This is a genomic window from Nocardia sp. JW2 (assembly GCF_051843015.1).
GTDB lineage: Bacteria > Actinomycetota > Actinomycetes > Mycobacteriales > Mycobacteriaceae > Nocardia > Nocardia coubleae.
Genome location: NZ_JBPXLK010000018.1, coordinates 49,992 through 65,718 on the forward strand (window position 1 = coordinate 49,992; position 15,727 = coordinate 65,718).

Sequence of the window (15,727 nt, forward strand, 5' to 3'; positions counted from 1 at the left end):
AACCCCTAGGGGGTACAGGTATCGAATCTGTGGATTCGAGCCCGATAGCTCCCTGACCGGGTGCGATAGGGGATACTTCGCAGGTGACGTTGAGTGAAGAATCAGCACCGGACGCGGTCACCGCGATCAGCCAGGTGATCGGCGCCGAGGCCTGCTCGGGCATCGGTTCGTTCCAGTTCTGGTTTGCCGACGGGCGCTGGGAATGGTCCGACGAGCTCGCCGAGATCTACGGCTACGGCCCCGGAGAGGTGGAGCCGACCACCGAGCTGCTGCTGTCCCACAAGCACCCCGACGACCAGCAGGATCTCGGCACCGCGATCACCTGCGCCATCGACGCGGGCGAACCGGTCTGCGGCAGGCACCGCATCATCGACACCCGGGGCGCGGAGCACGAGGTGATCATCGTCGGCGACCACCTCACCGACGACGACGGCACGGTGATCGGCACCACCGGCTACTACATCGACGTCACCCAGCGTCTGGAAGAGGAACGCAAGGAGACCCTCGACGAGACCCTGCCCGAACTGATCGAGGCGCGCGCCGCCATCGAACAGGCCAAGGGTGTACTCGTCCTCATGTACGGCGTCGGCCCCGACCAGGCGTTCAAAGTGCTGCGCTGGCGCTCCCAGGAGACGAATACCAAACTCCGCGACCTCGCAGCCCAGCTGGTCGAAGACGCCCGCGGCCTCGAACCCCAGGTGCCCGGTTGCCGGACGCGTTTCGACCACCTGCTGCTGACCGCGCACGAACGGGTCGATCAGGCCTGATCCGGTAGCGGAATCCGGCTGTATACCAGACTTTTTCGGGTTCCCGGCGAGCCGTCGCCGCGTCGCCACGCAGTGCTAGTGTGCGAATCGTCGGCGCCCTCTGTGCCGCGTTGATCGATGGGAGTAATCGGTATGGGTGTCAGTTTGTCCAAGGGTGGCAACGTCTCGCTGACCAAGGCGGCGCCGAACCTCACCGCCGTGGCGGTCGGTCTCGGCTGGGATCTGCGGACCACCACCGGCACGGACTTCGACCTCGACGCCAGCGCCATCGCGCTCGGCGCCGACAAGAAGGTCGTGTCCGACAAGCACTTCGTGTTCTTCAATAACCTGAAGTCCCCCGAAGGCGCGATCGAGCACATCGGTGACAACCGCACCGGTGAGGGCGAGGGCGATGACGAGGTCGTCAACGTCGACCTGGCCAACACCCCGCCGACCATCGAGAGCATCGTCTTCCCGGTCTCGATCTACGACGGCCTCACCCGCAACCAGTCCTTCGGCCAGGTCCGCAACGCCTACATCCGCGTAGTCGACCAGGCCAACGGCGAGGAACTGGCCCGCTACGACCTGTCCGAAGACGCCTCGACCGAAACCGCCATGGTCTTCGGTGAGCTGTACCGCAACGGCGCCGAATGGAAGTTCCGCGCCATCGGCCAGGGCTACGCCTCCGGCCTCGAGGGCATCGCCCGCGATTTCGGCGTCAACCTCTGATTCCTCCCGCACCGGGGCCGCACGGCGCGGCCCCGGGCGGTTGATCGGGTAGTGCGCTACGCGCGCGCAGGTGGTGTCGCCGCCGCACGCTGAAGCGCATGACCATCGAGAACTCTTTCACCCATACCGAGGCCACCGGCGAATTCCGCTCGGGCCCGGAGGCAGGCGCCACCCCGATCGGCAGTGTCGCACACGGTGTGCGCGAACTGCGCTACGCCGCGGTCGATGAGCTGGCCGTCTTCGAGGGCGACATCGTTCTCGGCACCCTCGCCGAGATCGATGAACGCCGCAGACTCGAAGGCATCGTCGTCACCGGCGGATTCTTCCGCTGGCCGGGCGCGGTGGTGCCATTCGAGATCGATCCGGGTCTGCCCGCCCCGCACCGCGTGCACAACGCGGTCGCGCAGTGGCACGAGCGAACCAGGATCCGCTTCGTCCCACGCACCGCGCAGCACCCGGACTTCGTACGATTCGTCCCGAGCACCGCGAGCCGGTCCGCGGTGGGCAGGCAGGGCGGTCGGCAGACGATCGAGCTCGCCGACACGGCGCCGGTGGGCACCGTCGTGCACGAGATGGCCCACGCGCTCGGGCTCTGGCACGAACAGAGCCGACAGGACCGCGACGCCTTCGTCGAGGTGCGCCTCACGCATGTCGACCCCGCGCACCGCCACAATTTCGCCCAGCACATCACCGACGGTGACGATGTCGGCGGCTATGACTTCGGCTCCATCATGCATTACCCCCCAACGGCTTTCAGCGTCGACGGCAGCCCGACCATCGTCGCGCGCGTGCCGTTGCCGCCCGGAACCGGTATGGGCCAGCGCACCGCGCTTTCACCGGGCGACGTCGCGGCCGTCCACGCCATCTATCCCGGCTGAGCCGCAGGCGCGCGGAATTCGAGTGGTGCACTACTCGTGTCCATCACCACCTTCGGCGCCCACGCTGACAACACCAGCACACACTCCCCGGGCGAGGTGACCCCCATGGATACCGAGAGCGAACGCACCGACGCATGGCGCGAACAGATGGACGCCGCATCGCGGCGGTTCGCCGACACTGCCGAGCAACGCGAAGAGGTGGAGCGCAGACGTGCCGCCACCGAGTCGGTGGTCGTCGACACGAAAGAGCAGATCGTTGCCCGCGCCGACCGATTGCTCGTCACCGGGGAGGTGCCCGCCACCGCGGTGATCGAGCTGGGCAGGCACGACCCCGTCGACAGCATCGGCTCCCTCGAGCGGGTGATCGGCTTCGCCAACGAGTTGCAGGCGGTGAACTTCCTGACTCGTGGTGCCCGCGCGGCGCAGGCGGTCGCCCGGATCTCGCTGAACGACAACGGCCGCCAGATCCCCATCGGCACCGGGTCGATGGTGTCGCCGCAGCTGTTGCTCACCAACAACCACGTGCTACCCACGGTGGCGGATGCCGCGTCGGTGGTGGTCGAGTTCGGGGCCGAGGTGACGGTGAACAACGTGCCCGGCCCGACGGTGCACTACCGGCTGGCGCCCGAGGATCTGTTCGTCACGAGTGAGCACCTGGACTACACCCTGGTGCGGGTCGCGCCGAACGCCGACGGTTCGTTCGCGGGTGGGGAGTTCGGCTGGAACAAGTTGATCGCCGAGCCGGGCAAGATCGTGATCGGTGAGGCGATGAACGTCGTCGGGCATCCGTCGGGCAGGCTCAAGGAGATCTCGATCCGGGACAACCGACTCGACCTGCAGCTCGAGCATTTCCTGCACTACCACTCCGACACCGAACCGGGTAACTCCGGTTCGCCGGTCTTCAACGACCAGTGGGAGATCGTCGCCCTGCATCACGCCGGGGTGCCGAAGAAGGACGACAAGGGCCGAGTGCTGCGCAAGGACGGCAAGCTGTGGCAGCGCGGTGACGGTGACGACGCCATCGAGTGGATCGCCAACGAGGGCACCCGGGTGAGCGTGCTGCTGCGCGACCTGGGCTCACGCAGCTTCGATCCAGCCCAGCGCGCCCTCCTCGACGAGCTCGGCCCCACTGCGGCCCTGCCTGTCGTCGAGACCACGACAAAGGTTGTGCCACAGCCTGTTCCGGTAAGAGAGAGCACCGTGCGTGGGCTGCGCGGACGACCGGTCGGCGCGGGCGGCCGCAGCGTGCTGTTCCTGCACGGCCGCGGTCAGCAGGGGCGTGACCCGGCCGAACTGCGCCGCACCTGGACCGCGGGCTTGAACAAGGGGCTCACTCTGGCCGGCCTCGGCCCGATCGACCCCGCCGACGTCTACTTCCCGTTCTACGGTGACCGCCTCGTCGAAAGCATGGATACCCGCGAAGCCGTCGACACCGGCCCCGCCCTCTACGAAGACCTGGTGGCCGAGGCCGCCCACCGGGCGGGCATGCCGACCGACCTGCCCGCCGACCCGCAGACCCGCGAACTGTTCGGCGGTTTCGGTGCGGTGCTGCTGGACCGCTTGCACGACCAGCTCGGCTGGATCGCCGCCCGCAGCGGACTCGATTCGGCTCTCATCGGCGCCATCTTCAAGGACGTCGCCGCCTACCTCGACGACGAACGGGTCCGTAAGGGCGTGCTCGACGCGGTGGTGGCCGACGTGCCGAGCGGCGGCGAGCTGATCCTGGTGAGCCACAGCCTCGGCACCGTGGTCGCCCTCGATCTGCTCACCCAGCTGCCCCAGGAAGTGACAGTGCGCATGCTGGTCACCGCGGGCAGCCCGCTCGGTCTCGACGGGGTGTACCGCAAACTGCTCACCGGTGGGGCGAACCGGCCCGAGCGCGTCGGTGAGTGGCTCAACACCTGGTACGCGGGTGACCCCATCGCCATCGGCTGCCCGCTGAGCCAGGCCTGGGGTGCCGGGCTGCGTGAGATTCCGGTCGAGAACCCGAAGGAACGCGCGCACGACATCGCCGAATATCTCGCGCACGCCGCCGTCGCCGCCACCATCGGTGGCGCGCTGTCCGCATAAATCCCACGAAGGCAGGTGCACCATGACACTCGAACTCGGCGACCACGTCTGGTACTGGAACGGCCGGATATCGACCGACAAGAACATTCCACGGGCGCAATGGTTTCCCGGCACGAACCCACACGATCCCACCGACTACGGCGGGCACGGCAAGGAGATCTTCCACTACGTGATCCATGCCGACGAAATCGCCCGTGGCCGACCACATATGCGCAATCACGAGGGCAGTTTCGCCTGGCTGAACAACAATCCCGGCAATATCACCGGCGTGCCGGGCGGCCCCGACTACGGTCAGTATCCCGGCAAGTTCAACTGGCACAATTTCCTGGTCTTCCCCTCGTGGGGCGCCGGCTATTTCGCGATCGCGCAGCTGCTGCGATCGGCGTCGTATCGCGATCTGTCGATCCTCGACGGGTTCGCCCGCTACGCCCCCGCCTCCGACGGCAACGATCCCGCCACCTACGCCCATGCGGTCGCGAACGCGCTCGGCATCTCCGTCGGCACGCGCCTCGGTGATCTCGACGACGACCAGATGCGGGTGGTGCAGGACAAGATCCAGGAGATCGAGGGCGCGGTGCCCGGTGCCAGCCTGGCCTGGGATTCGGAGGAGGTGCCGCCCGAGATCGTCGCCGAGCTGCCCGCGTCCCGGCGGGTCCGGCGTCCGCGTGCGGTTGCGCGCGGGGCGTTCACCGTCGACATCTCCGCACCCGTCGACCCCTCCGGGTACACCCAGGCGCACGGCGGCCCCCATCAGGGCGGGCACCAGGGGCCGCACTGGTACATCGAGTACGGCATGGATCTCGGTGGTCTGGCGGGCACGCCGGTGTTCGCCGCGTTCGACGGCCACATCACCCGCTTCACCCCGCACGACGCCGCCACCGACAGCGGAAAGGTCTACGGCGCACAGATTTTCCTGCGCGCACCCAACGACATGATGGGCTGCTTCTATACCCATCTCACCGATGTGCCTGCGGGACTCGGAGTGGGTTCGACGGTATCGCGCGGCGACTTCCTCGGCACGGTGCTCGGATTCGGCGGAATTCCGCCGCATCTGCATCTCGCGCTGGTGGAGATCATCGGTGGTGCGCCCGGCGGCCAGTATGTCGGCGTCGACCTGTACCAGACCTTTCTCGCGCTCGAGACTTCCGAGCCGGGGTCGGTGGTGACGGTGACTTTCTCCCAGGACGGATCGGCGCCGGGCGAGGGTATGAGGGCCGGGCCCGCCGAATCCGTGCCGGTCGGCTAGCGCACGGGTCTGCGAAGGGACGACCGATGCGCTACGTGCTGCTGATCCGCCCCGAGGATCACCTGGTGCTCGGGGTGAGCTGGACCGGATGCGTCCCCGACGGCACCGGCATGCTCACCGCCGGGGACAACGCCCGGCTCACCGTGCTGTTCCCGCCGCAACACGTGGGGGAGGAGTGCTCGCCACCGTTCTCGGACGCACCACTGGTGCTGGCGGCGGGGACGACCGGGGCGTCGGTACCCGGTTGGCGCGGGGTGCTCGCCGGTCCGAGCCGGATCGTCGTGGGGGTGCCATCGGGGCAACGAATCCCCTTGACTGTCCAGGGGATTCTGGATGCGGTGGCCACCGTGCCCTTGGTCGTCGACCTGGGCGCAACCGCCATAGAGATTCCCTGGCGCACCGTCCTCGTGCCTGGTGGCAGGATGGCGCGAGAGGTTTCGCGCAGCCGTGCGACCCCAGCTGATGGGGCGCTACCCAGTGCGGGGTCACTGCCGGAAACCTCCCCGACCGCTCCCGACGGAGGGAGCGCCGGGCTCGCCGGTCGTGGCCCGAGTAGGTCCGGTGACGACTCGGTCGTCTGCAGACACACCGGTGCCACCGCGCCGAACGGAGTGCGTGGGCTCTGGCGCACCAGGCTGGTAGCCGCGGAAGCAGCAGAGGCAGTGACTCTTTCGGATGCCCGGTTGTCGGTGCGCGTGGTCGACCACGACATCGCGAACACCCTCGATCCCGACTTCGGGCCCGACAACTCTCTCGGCACCCCGCGCGCGACGCGCACCCGCCTGGTGGACGAGACCGCGACCAGCCCAGCCGACGCCTCTCGCCTGGAGCTGAGCTCCCTCGGTGCCACCCTGCACGTCAAGGGCACCTGGGCGGCGTTCGAATGGGAGCAGCGCGCGGTGCTCGGCCGGGACATGCTGGTGCGCACCCGATTCGAAGGAGCGCTGTACCCGCTGGGGCATCGTGCCGAGTACCTCGAGATCGTGACCAGGGAGTTCGACGCGTCGACCGGTGGGGCGGCGGTGCTGCGGCGGATCGGGGTGCTCACCGTTCTCGAACCGGTACGTCACCCGCCCGACGACCCTGCCCTGCGCCGCCGGTTCCCGCTCGGCGCCGTGGAGATAGCACAGACGACCTTCACCGACCTCGAATCGCCGAATGCCGGGGGCTGGCAGTTCACGGGTCTGCCCGGGGTGGGTGAACAGGCCACGCACTTCCTGCCGACCACGATGGCCGGGTTGCCGGTGCGGTTCCCGATCCGGTGTGTCACCGCGACGGGGGTCGTGACGTTCGGGGTACCGCTGCTGTTCGTCGCCGAGATCGACCTGGGTACCGGCACCTCGCTCACCGATCCCGGTCTCGCGCAACGGCTTCGTGACGACTACGGCACCGTCTCGGTGTCGATCGCACCGACACCGCTGGATCTGGCCGGGGCCGGTGGCCGTGGTCGCGGCGACATCCACGAGGTGCACGGCCTGACCCTCGCAGGCCTGGCCGAGCATTCCCCGGCCGCCGGGTACCGCGCCGGGCTCACCCAGCTCGACATCGCCCTACCCGCACTGCGCGTGCTGCGCGGCGACGACCGCCTCACCTCGGTGCGACTGTCGGAGAACTACTTACGCGACGGCGCGGCCGACATACTGCTGGAAATGCTGCCCGACCAGGCCCGCGATATCGACTTCGCCGGCGACGCCGCCCGGTCGGGTGGTCTGCTCACGCCGAAGTACGTCACCGACGCCATCTCGCGCACGCTCGGTCCGGTGAACCTGCGGGCCCTGCCCGATCCGGCGACCGGACTCATCGACCCCGCCACCCTGTTCCCGTCGGATCAGGCCGCGCTGCTCGGCTTTCCGCTGCGCACGCTGGTGACCCAGTTGCGGTTACCACCCGAGATCACCGCCGTACCCAGGGTCGGCGCGCCACCGGAAGTCCACATGAACTGGCGCGATATCGCCCTGCGATCGGTCGGCACGTTCGTCGCCGGACCCGGCACCAGGCTCGACCTGACTGTCGTCGCCACACCCGATCGCAACGAAACACGCTGCACAGTCAAGGAATTCGCCCTCGAACTACCACCGGGTCCCAAGCGGGTGCTGCGCCTGAGCTTCGCGGCACTGACCTTCACCCAGCGCGGCGGCGCCGCACCCGAGGTCGCCGTCGACGGCCTCCGGGTCGAGTTCGTCGGCGCCCTGAATCTGCTGAAGGAACTCCAGGATCTGGTACAGCTCGGTGACACCGGCAAGATGCTCGACGTCAGCGCTCGTGGCATCACCGTCCGCTACGCCCTGCCGTTGCCACCGGTCACCGCCGGGGCATTCGTGATGCGCAATATCGCGCTCACCTCGGCCGTCGACATCCCGTTCGACGGCAGACCGGTGGGGTTCACCTTCGGGTTCGCCAGCCGGGCGAACCCCTTCCAGCTCGCGGTGATGATGTTCGGTGGCGGCGGCTACCTCGAGATGCAGCTCGATCGCGACGGTTTGCGCCGGTTCGAGGCGGCGCTGGAATTCGGGGCGTTCGTCGCCGTCGACTTCGTCGTCGCCTCCGGTGAGGTGCACGCGATCGGCGGCGTGCGGTTCACCCTCGAGTCCGACGGCGCGGTCACTCTGTGCGGGTACCTGCGCATCGGCGGCTGTGTCGAGGTCCTCGGGCTGATCAGCGTCTCGATCGAACTGTGCCTGTCGCTGACCTACCGATCCGAACGCAACGCCCTCGTCGGCCGAGCGACCCTGGTGATCGAGGTCGACCTGACCCTCTGGTCCGACAGCGTGGAAATCGACAGCGGCGAATGGGTGCTCGCGGGCGGGGCGGCTCGCAGGCCTGCGTTGCGCGACCGTGACACCGCACTGGCTCAGTGGCTCGAATACCGGGCCGCGTTCGCAGGAGTAGGGCAATGAACGAAGCCGAACACTTCCGGATCGTCGCCGATGTGGCACTGACCCACGCGGTGAGCCGGGTCGCGGTGAGTCGCGACGGCCGGCGGGTATTCGCGGGCACCGGGTGGTCGCTGTTCGGGAACGACGGCGGCGGCACACCGGGATCGAGCATGGTCGACGGAACCACGGGGCAGGTGCTCTGGAGCAATGCCGGCGCCAGGTGCTTCGATGTGGTCTTCACCCCCGACGGCGAGTCCTTCGTGTTCACGGGCGTGAACGACGCCGAGGAGCGGTGGGTGTCGCTGTTGCGCACCGCGAGCGGCGAGGAAGTGTGGTCGCACCGCGGTGGCGGGTTCCTCGAACTCAGTCCGGACGGCACCCGGCTCGCCCTCATCGGGATACTCGACGACGGTGCGGACGGCGAGTACGCACAGAACATCGTGTTCGACGTGGCGAGCGGCGCGGTGCTGTACCGGCAGGGAGGTTCCATGACCCGGCCCCGATTCCGGTCCGATTCGACGCTGCTGTGCACGGGCTGCCCGTCGCTGGTCGATCTCGCGACGGCAACGCCGCGCTGGCAGCTGGCTGACCACACGAACATTCCGTCGGCCGCCGAATTCACCCCAGGTGGTGACGGCGTGATCTTCGCGAGCACTACCTGGGGCACCATCACCACCTACGAGCTCGACGTCGACGCGACCGGTGCGGCTGTCGCGCGCGGCGCCGTCGACGCACCGGACCTGGCGAACATCAACGCTTGGTTCGAGAGCCTGTTCTTCAGCCCCGGCCGCGAAACCCTTGTGCGCGTGGGCAACAACGACGTCGCTCTGCTGTCGGTCGTCGACGGTGGCGTGCGCAGGACACTGCCGGTTCCAGGGAACGGTCCGTTCGCCGGTGCCTTCCTGCCGCATCAGGAGCGGCTCGCGGTGAACGTCGCGATCCCACCCGAGACGGACCCGGCCGGGGTGAGCGTCATCGAGACCACCGGCCAGTCGGTCGTCTGGTCGGATCCGGGGCACACCGTATGGCACCTCGCGGTCACCGGTGACGGCGCCGGGCTGGTCACCGGCGGTGAAAACGCCCTCCGGGTCTACGAATTGGGCACCCCGGCGCGGTCACGACGTGACTGCGGCGCACGCATCGGCGCGGTCGCCGCCAGTGCGGGCGCGGCCGGGATCGTCGCCGCCGCGGCCGACGCGAAACTCGTCGTCTTCCGTGCCGCGACCGGTGAGCTGATGCTCGAACGGGTGCACCCCGGTCCGATCGGCGCCGTAGCGGTGAGCCCCGACGGACACGGCGTGGTCACCGGCAGCAGCGACGGCCGGTGCAGGCACTTCGACACGCTGACCGGTGCCCGGTGGACCGCACGCCACAACGGGGCGGTCAACGCGGTGGCCTTCAGCGACAACGGAACCCGGATCGCCACCGCGAGCGCCGACCGCACCGCCCGCTTGTTCGATCGGGTACCGGGTGCCGATCCGGAGAATGTCACCGAGCTGTGGTCGCATCAGCATCCACTCGCCGTCACCCACGTGGTGATCGGTCCGGCGGCCGCCTGGGTCGCCACGGTGGCACTGGATCGTAAAGTGCGCATCCTGGCAGGGGCGACCGGCACCGAAGCACATCCACCGTTCGAACACGACGCCAAGATCCGGGGACTGTGTGCCCGCGCGAACACGCTCGTCACCGCGAGCGAGGACGGCAGCACCCTGATGATCGATGCGTCGACCGGGGTGCGGCGCCTGCGGATCGAGCATCCGGGCCCGGTGACGGTGCTCGCGCTCGCACCCGATGCCGATCTGCTCGCCACGGCACGCGGGCAGGTCGTAGACCTGTGGCGTGTCGACGGTGAGCGGGAAGTTCTCGTGCACCGGCTCACCGCGCGGGCCACCGTCAACGACCTGGTCTTCGCGGCGAACGGGACCCTGATCGTCTCCGCCGACGACCCGGTCGTCGCGGTGCTCGACCCGGGCACCGGACGGGAGATCGACCGGTTCCTACAGCCCATGCCGATGAGCCGGCTGGCCGCGGGCGCCGACGGCCGGGTGGTCGTCGGCGCGTGCACCGACAACGTCGCGCGCGTATACGAGGTGGACGATGAGTGAAATGCTCTGGGTGGCAGTGCCGTCCGGTCGGGACGGCGCCGAACTGTCGTTGCGGGTGCTGGTCGTCCCCAGGCTCGCCGAAGGCACCCTCGTCGACTTCGGGCTCGCGGACTGGCCGTCGCTGCTGAACGACCAGACGGGTTTCGAACTGCGCGTGCGCACCGACGCGGGGGAGCGGGTCGTCGCCACGACGCCGCGCCTGGTCGCGCGGGCGCGTTCGGAGCTGTGGCACGAATTCTTCGGCGGCGACGCGGGTTTCGTGCGCCAGTGGGAGGACCGCACGGTGCGCCCGCCCCAGGTGTCCGATACGGCGGCGACCGCGACGAAGGTCGCCGCGACCTTGCGCACCGTCACCCGCACCGGCGCCGAACGCCCACCGGAGGAGACCGAGGCGGCGGTGCGCGAGCAACTCGCCACCTGGGACGGCACCGCCACCCCGCCTGTCCCCGACGACAACGAACCACCCCCGCCGGTGGTCGCCGACTTCCACCGCACGGTCGCCAATCTGCGCGAACATCCGGCGGTGCTGCTCGAACTCGGCCTCGTCTTCGAACTTCGCTGTTCCGCGACCGACCTGGTCGAGGGCACCGCGCTGTTGAGTGCGCGCTGTGTCGATCCGCCGTTCCTGCGCAACCTGGTCACCGCACCGTGGACCCGTTACGAACTCACCACGACCGGCTTCCGGCCCGCACCCGATCCCGCGGCGTCCTCCGGCATCCGCGCGGGCATGCTCGACCTGTCCGACTCGGTCTCGCTCACCGACCCCGCCGCACCCGCCGCGCAGCGTGCCTGGGTCATCGCGACTTTCGACATCGACGGTGGCGCAGACGGTTTCCGCCAGGCCGCCCACGACTTCGCCGCCAACGCCCCGGCGAATCCGGTGCTGCCCCCGATCCGCTCCTGCGGCATCACCCTGCTCCAGCCCGGCCGCGGCCGTGAGTACCGAACTCGTAGCGGCGCCGGTGCGCGACGATCACGCGAACTCGGTGACGCCGTGTTCACCGCCGAGGACCTCGTGCTCGGTTACCGCGTCGACATCCGGCGCGAGGGCGCCCCATGGCTGTCGGTGTGTGCCCGCGACGCCGACTACCGCGTGAACGGTGTCGACATCGTCGCGGGCCGGGAAGAGGGGCACGTGAAACCGTTCGCCGCCGTTCGCGGCGCCGACGGGCAGCTGCGTGCCGACGAGGTGGTGTTGCGCTGGGACGGATGGAGCCTCGCGCTGCCGTCGCCGAACCTGCGCGGCGACACGAGCGGCCCTGCGCGTAACCCCGCGCAGCCCTTGCCTTTCGACTTCACCTGGAGCTACTCGGTGCCGCCGCGCAGCATGCCCGCGCTGCGTTTCGCCGACCTGTATCAGGTGCGGGTGCGCATCGCCGATATGGCCGGTGGCGGGCTCGCTGCCGCCGAACCGGACGACGCAACCGTGGCGAGCACGGCGGTGAGCTATCTGCGGCACGACCCGGTACCGCCGCCACAGGTGCACGGTCCCGCCGCGCTCGCGCCTGGTGCGGCGGTCACCCGGCTCGTCATCCGCAGCGATGTGGACCGCGGCGTCGCCGACCTGCACGCCGAAAACCCGGACTACCCGGTTCGCGATACGCGAGTCCTGCGCGCACCCACCGCCGCGCTGTCGCTGATCGAACAGCATCGCATGCTCGACGAACGCACCGACGAGGAGTCCTTCCAGCTCGCCCAGCGGGCCATGGACACCGACGGCAGCGGCGCGGGCCTGCCTGATCCGGTCGCCAGCGGGGTGCGTGCCCAGGTGCGGGCAGGCGAGGCGGGGCTCGTCGCACCCATCGGCGACCACAGCGCCTGGTCGCCCGATTGGCCACAGTACGCGCCCAAAACCGTTGAACTGCGGGATAATCCGGGTGCCGAACCGATCACGGTCCGCTGGAACGGTGATGTGCTGAGTGTGGGTCTCGCGAAGGGCAAACAGGCCAGGATCGAGCTGAGCTCCACCCTGGACGGGGAACTGTCCAACCACTTGGCCATCAGCGACGCGCTCGCCGGCGGTGCGGGAGAATCGACGATCTCGCCCGACAGCACCAAGCTCGGGCGCAATCCCGCCGTCACGCCCCCGGTGCGGGTCGAAGTGGTCCACGCGGTGAAACATCCACTGCGCGAACCTGTCTGGGAGCTGCCGGAAGGCGCCGTCCATCGGGAACCCAACGACCCGACCGCGTTGCTCACCCCGCTGTTCACCGACGCGGGTCTCGATCCGCACAGCACCGGCCGGCTCGGGTTCTCCGCCGCCTGGACCGATGTCACCGACACCGGAACCCTCGCCACCGCCGAGCACACCCCGAGGACGCACACCGACCTGCACAGTCAGGCCATCGAGCCCGGCGAGATGCCGTCGGTGCGGTTCCGGCACGAATTCGGCGACACCCGCCACCGCACCATCACCTACACACTCGAGGCGGCGAGCCGCTACCGGCAGTACTTCGCGGCCACCGATCCCGAATCCGACTTCGCCGTCGCCCGCACGCAGGCCCCGGTCGTCATCGTCTCCAGCGCCCGACCCACGGCACCGACGGTGCTCGGGGTCGTACCCGCCTTCGCGACGCGCGTCGCCAGGACCGGAGCGGACCGACTCGAATTCAGCCGCGACAGTGGCCGCATTCGGGTCGAGGTCGCACGCCCCTGGTACGAAACGGGCGAGGGGGAGCAGTTGGCGGTGGTGCTCGCGCCGACCGCCGATCCGACCCCGACGGTGGCCGCCACCGTGAGCCGGGCCGGACGCGACCCGCTGTTCGGTACACCGGATCTCCCGTCGTTCCCGCAGACCTCTTGGTTCCCGTCGGCCGTCGAGCCGGGGGAGGTGATCGTCCCCGAGCTCGGTGAGTTCATCGCCGTCGCACCGCATTCGGTGTCACCCGGAGGCGACCGGTGGTTCGCCGACGTGGAGGTCGCTGTGCCACAGGAACATCAGTCCTATCACCCCTTCGTCCGGCTCGCGGTCGCCCGCTACCAGCGACACAGCCTCGACGGCATGAGCTTGTCGCCGATCGTGGTCGCCGACGCGGTGCCGTTGCTGCCCGACCGGCATGTGGTCGTCGATCGGTGGGGGAATGAACTGCGCGTGGGTGTCGCGGGTACGTCACCGAATCCGCTGAACCGGCTGGAGCTGCGCCTGGAGTCCTGCCCGGCAGGCCTCACACCAGAGTCCGTCGACCTCGTCGTCGATGATCCGGCCGAACAGCAGGGCCTCGCGGTATGGCGGCCGGCCGGCGCGGCGGTCGAACGGGCCGAGGACGGCGGCATCGCGCCACTGACGATGCCCGCGACCCCCGATCATCTGCGCCTCCGCCTGTGGGAAACCGAGAACCTCGCGGGACCAGAGGCTGCGGAACTGCCCGGTGAATTGCGGACGCGCACGGTCTTCGTCGCCACGATGATGATTCCCCCGGAGTGGTACCGAGTGTGAGAGGGGTGCGGGCAATACCCGCACCCCTCGATCTTCACGGTGTGAACGGACGCTGTTCGAGGAAATCGGCACCCGCGTTGAGCGGGTACAGATTCGGCACCTGATCCGGCGGCATGATGTTCATGATCTGCCGATGGAACTGGGTGTACCCGCCCGCGAAAGCACCGTTGGCCCACACCTCGAGCAGCGACCCGGTGAACTGGCCGTTGACCGGCCCGTCGTAGGACAACTGCGAATCCTGGCAGCCCGACAACAGCACCACGCTCGCGCGCAGATCCGAGCGCGACTGCGGGCCGCTCAAGCGCTGCACGAACGAGTACAGCTGTCTGCGCCGCTTGTTGTCCTCGGACTGCACCTCCCGCGGCATCGCCTTCGGGCTGCCCTGCACCACCGTTGGCGCCGCCGGTGCGTCGGCGTACGCGCTCTCGGCCACGGTCGCGATGGCCGCGCGGCTGTCACGGGTGAAGGCGTCACGCACCACGGTGCCGCTGTGACAGCTGTCCGAGCACACCACCACCCGCACGCCCGCCGCGAACTGACGCCACATCTGGAACAGTTCGTCATCGACGATCTGGCGGTCGAACGCCACCCAGGTCTCGTCCTGATTGTCGTCCTCCTCGCCGTCGACGTCCCACGCCTGACCGCCGTGCCCGGAATAGGTGATGAGCACGAGATCGCCCGGCTGCGCGTTGGTCGCGAGCTGACCGATCTCGCCGATGATCGCGAACGAGGTGGCCGCGCTGTCGAGCAAGGTCACCGAGGTGGCGAAACCTTGCGCGGCGGCCAGCGCCGCCATGGAATTCGCGTCGTTCACGCAACCCGCGAGTGCGCCGTCCCAACCGCCGTAGGCGCCGGGATCGACCCGATTCAAACCGATGTGCAACGAATATCCGCTCACTGCCGTTCCTCCATCCGAGCCGGAATTGTCGAAAGTCGCCGAATTGTTCGGCACTTCCCATCCTCGGGATGCGGCGCCGACGCCGATAGCGTGGCCGACTACCCGAATACGGCGGTGCGCAATGGGGTAGTGGATTACGCATTCGGTGGACCGGGTCCGCGCGCAACCATTGAGGGACAGAGATTCTCCCGCCGAGAAAGGGCAGAGAAATGTTGCAGGCAGACAGCAGTGACGCGGTCGTAGCGGCGAGCGCGGACACCGTGGAAGAAGCGGATTTCGATTCGACCAAAGCGGGATACTCCGCCGTCGAGGCGATGGGCACCCGCGCCATCGGGGAAACGAATATCACCTCGATCTTCTGGGCGCAGAAGGGTTTGCTCACCCACGGCACCGGCGCCTGGGTATTCGGTTTCCCGAATGCGACGGTCCGCGCCGACAGCCAGGTGTCGGTGAGCCTGACCGAGCGGGACAACAACGGCACCCCGTTTCTCGGGTTGGCGACCACACAGGTGCTCAATGTGGTCCCGCACGCCGACGGCACCATTTCAGTGCGATATCACGTCGGCTGGAGCAGCAATATCAGGGTGCTGTTCAACTTCATCATCGTGAATTGAACGCCCGGCAGTGTCGCGGTACACCGGGCCCGGCCGACAGCGTGGTCGGTTCCGGTCGCCGGTGTTCTGCGGCAGTCGCGGTAGCGCTTGGCGACGACAACGAGGTCGATCGCGAGCGGGCCACGACGT

Annotated in this window: 10 protein-coding genes; 9 read left to right on the forward strand and 1 reads right to left on the reverse strand. The window is 68.7% G+C overall.

From position 1 onward, the window contains the following. Positions 1 to 83: 83 nt before the first annotated feature. The 8 genes from ACSVDM_RS22510 to ACSVDM_RS22545 all read left to right on the forward strand — a co-directional run bounded on the left by ACSVDM_RS22510 (position 84) and on the right by ACSVDM_RS22545 (position 14,086). Entirely contained in the window at positions 84 to 767 is a 684-nt protein-coding gene (locus ACSVDM_RS22510; RefSeq protein ID WP_439267591.1) for a PAS and ANTAR domain-containing protein, read from the forward strand. A gap of 132 nt (positions 768 to 899) precedes the next feature. Continuing rightward, on the forward strand, positions 900 to 1,475 hold the full coding sequence (locus ACSVDM_RS22515) for a TerD family protein (protein ID WP_067489596.1): 576 nt from the start codon (positions 900 to 902) through the stop codon (positions 1,473 to 1,475). Positions 1,476 to 1,573: 98 nt separating this feature from the next. Next, entirely contained in the window at positions 1,574 to 2,353 is a 780-nt protein-coding gene (locus tag ACSVDM_RS22520; protein ID WP_439267593.1) for a M12 family metallopeptidase, read from the forward strand. Positions 2,354 to 2,458: 105 nt separating this feature from the next. After that, positions 2,459 to 4,423, forward strand: coding sequence for a trypsin-like peptidase domain-containing protein (locus tag ACSVDM_RS22525; RefSeq protein ID WP_439267595.1), 1,965 nt, complete (start codon positions 2,459 to 2,461; stop codon positions 4,421 to 4,423). Between the two features lie 22 nt (positions 4,424 to 4,445). Further along, positions 4,446 to 5,669, forward strand: a complete 1,224-nt coding sequence (locus ACSVDM_RS22530; RefSeq protein WP_439267597.1) for a peptidoglycan DD-metalloendopeptidase family protein — start codon at positions 4,446 to 4,448, stop codon at positions 5,667 to 5,669. A 26-nt stretch (positions 5,670 to 5,695) separates the two neighbouring features. Then, positions 5,696 to 8,566, forward strand: a complete 2,871-nt coding sequence (locus ACSVDM_RS22535) for a hypothetical protein (protein WP_439267599.1) — start codon at positions 5,696 to 5,698, stop codon at positions 8,564 to 8,566. Continuing rightward, positions 8,563 to 10,650, forward strand: coding sequence for a hypothetical protein (locus ACSVDM_RS22540; RefSeq protein ID WP_439267601.1), 2,088 nt, complete (start codon positions 8,563 to 8,565; stop codon positions 10,648 to 10,650). Before ACSVDM_RS22535 ends, ACSVDM_RS22540 begins: the two co-directional genes overlap by 4 nt. Continuing rightward, positions 10,643 to 14,086: a hypothetical protein gene (locus ACSVDM_RS22545; protein ID WP_439267603.1), complete on the forward strand. Its 3,444-nt coding sequence runs from the start codon at positions 10,643 to 10,645 to the stop codon at positions 14,084 to 14,086. The genes ACSVDM_RS22540 and ACSVDM_RS22545 overlap by 8 nt, the downstream gene beginning before the upstream one ends. 34 nt (positions 14,087 to 14,120) lie before the next feature. Here ACSVDM_RS22545 and ACSVDM_RS22550 read toward each other — a convergent pair whose 3' ends face one another. Then, the gene (locus ACSVDM_RS22550) at positions 14,121 to 14,984 is read right to left on the reverse strand and encodes a caspase family protein (protein WP_439267605.1); all 864 of its coding nucleotides are present in this window, start codon (positions 14,982 to 14,984) and stop codon (positions 14,121 to 14,123) included. Positions 14,985 to 15,193: 209 nt separating this feature from the next. Here ACSVDM_RS22550 and ACSVDM_RS22555 point away from each other — a divergent pair, with 209 nt between their 5' ends. Then, complete coding sequence (locus ACSVDM_RS22555; RefSeq protein WP_439267607.1) at positions 15,194 to 15,598, forward strand: hypothetical protein; 405 nt, start codon at positions 15,194 to 15,196, stop codon at positions 15,596 to 15,598. Positions 15,599 to 15,727 lie beyond the last annotated feature (129 nt).

Excerpts from the sequence above, each read along its gene's own strand:
- ACSVDM_RS22515 (WP_067489596.1), top strand. The coding sequence starts at position 900 with ATGGGTGTCAGTTTGTCCAAGGGTGGCAACGTCTCGCTGACCAAGGCG.
- ACSVDM_RS22520 (WP_439267593.1), top strand. The coding sequence starts at position 1,574 with ATGACCATCGAGAACTCTTTCACCCATACCGAGGCCACCGGCGAATTC.
- ACSVDM_RS22525 (WP_439267595.1), top strand. The coding sequence starts at position 2,459 with ATGGATACCGAGAGCGAACGCACCGACGCATGGCGCGAACAGATGGAC.
- ACSVDM_RS22530 (WP_439267597.1), top strand. The coding sequence starts at position 4,446 with ATGACACTCGAACTCGGCGACCACGTCTGGTACTGGAACGGCCGGATA.
- ACSVDM_RS22535 (WP_439267599.1), top strand. The coding sequence starts at position 5,696 with ATGCGCTACGTGCTGCTGATCCGCCCCGAGGATCACCTGGTGCTCGGG.
- ACSVDM_RS22540 (WP_439267601.1), top strand. The coding sequence starts at position 8,563 with ATGAACGAAGCCGAACACTTCCGGATCGTCGCCGATGTGGCACTGACC.
- ACSVDM_RS22545 (WP_439267603.1), top strand. The coding sequence starts at position 10,643 with ATGAGTGAAATGCTCTGGGTGGCAGTGCCGTCCGGTCGGGACGGCGCC.
- ACSVDM_RS22555 (WP_439267607.1), top strand. The coding sequence starts at position 15,194 with ATGTTGCAGGCAGACAGCAGTGACGCGGTCGTAGCGGCGAGCGCGGAC.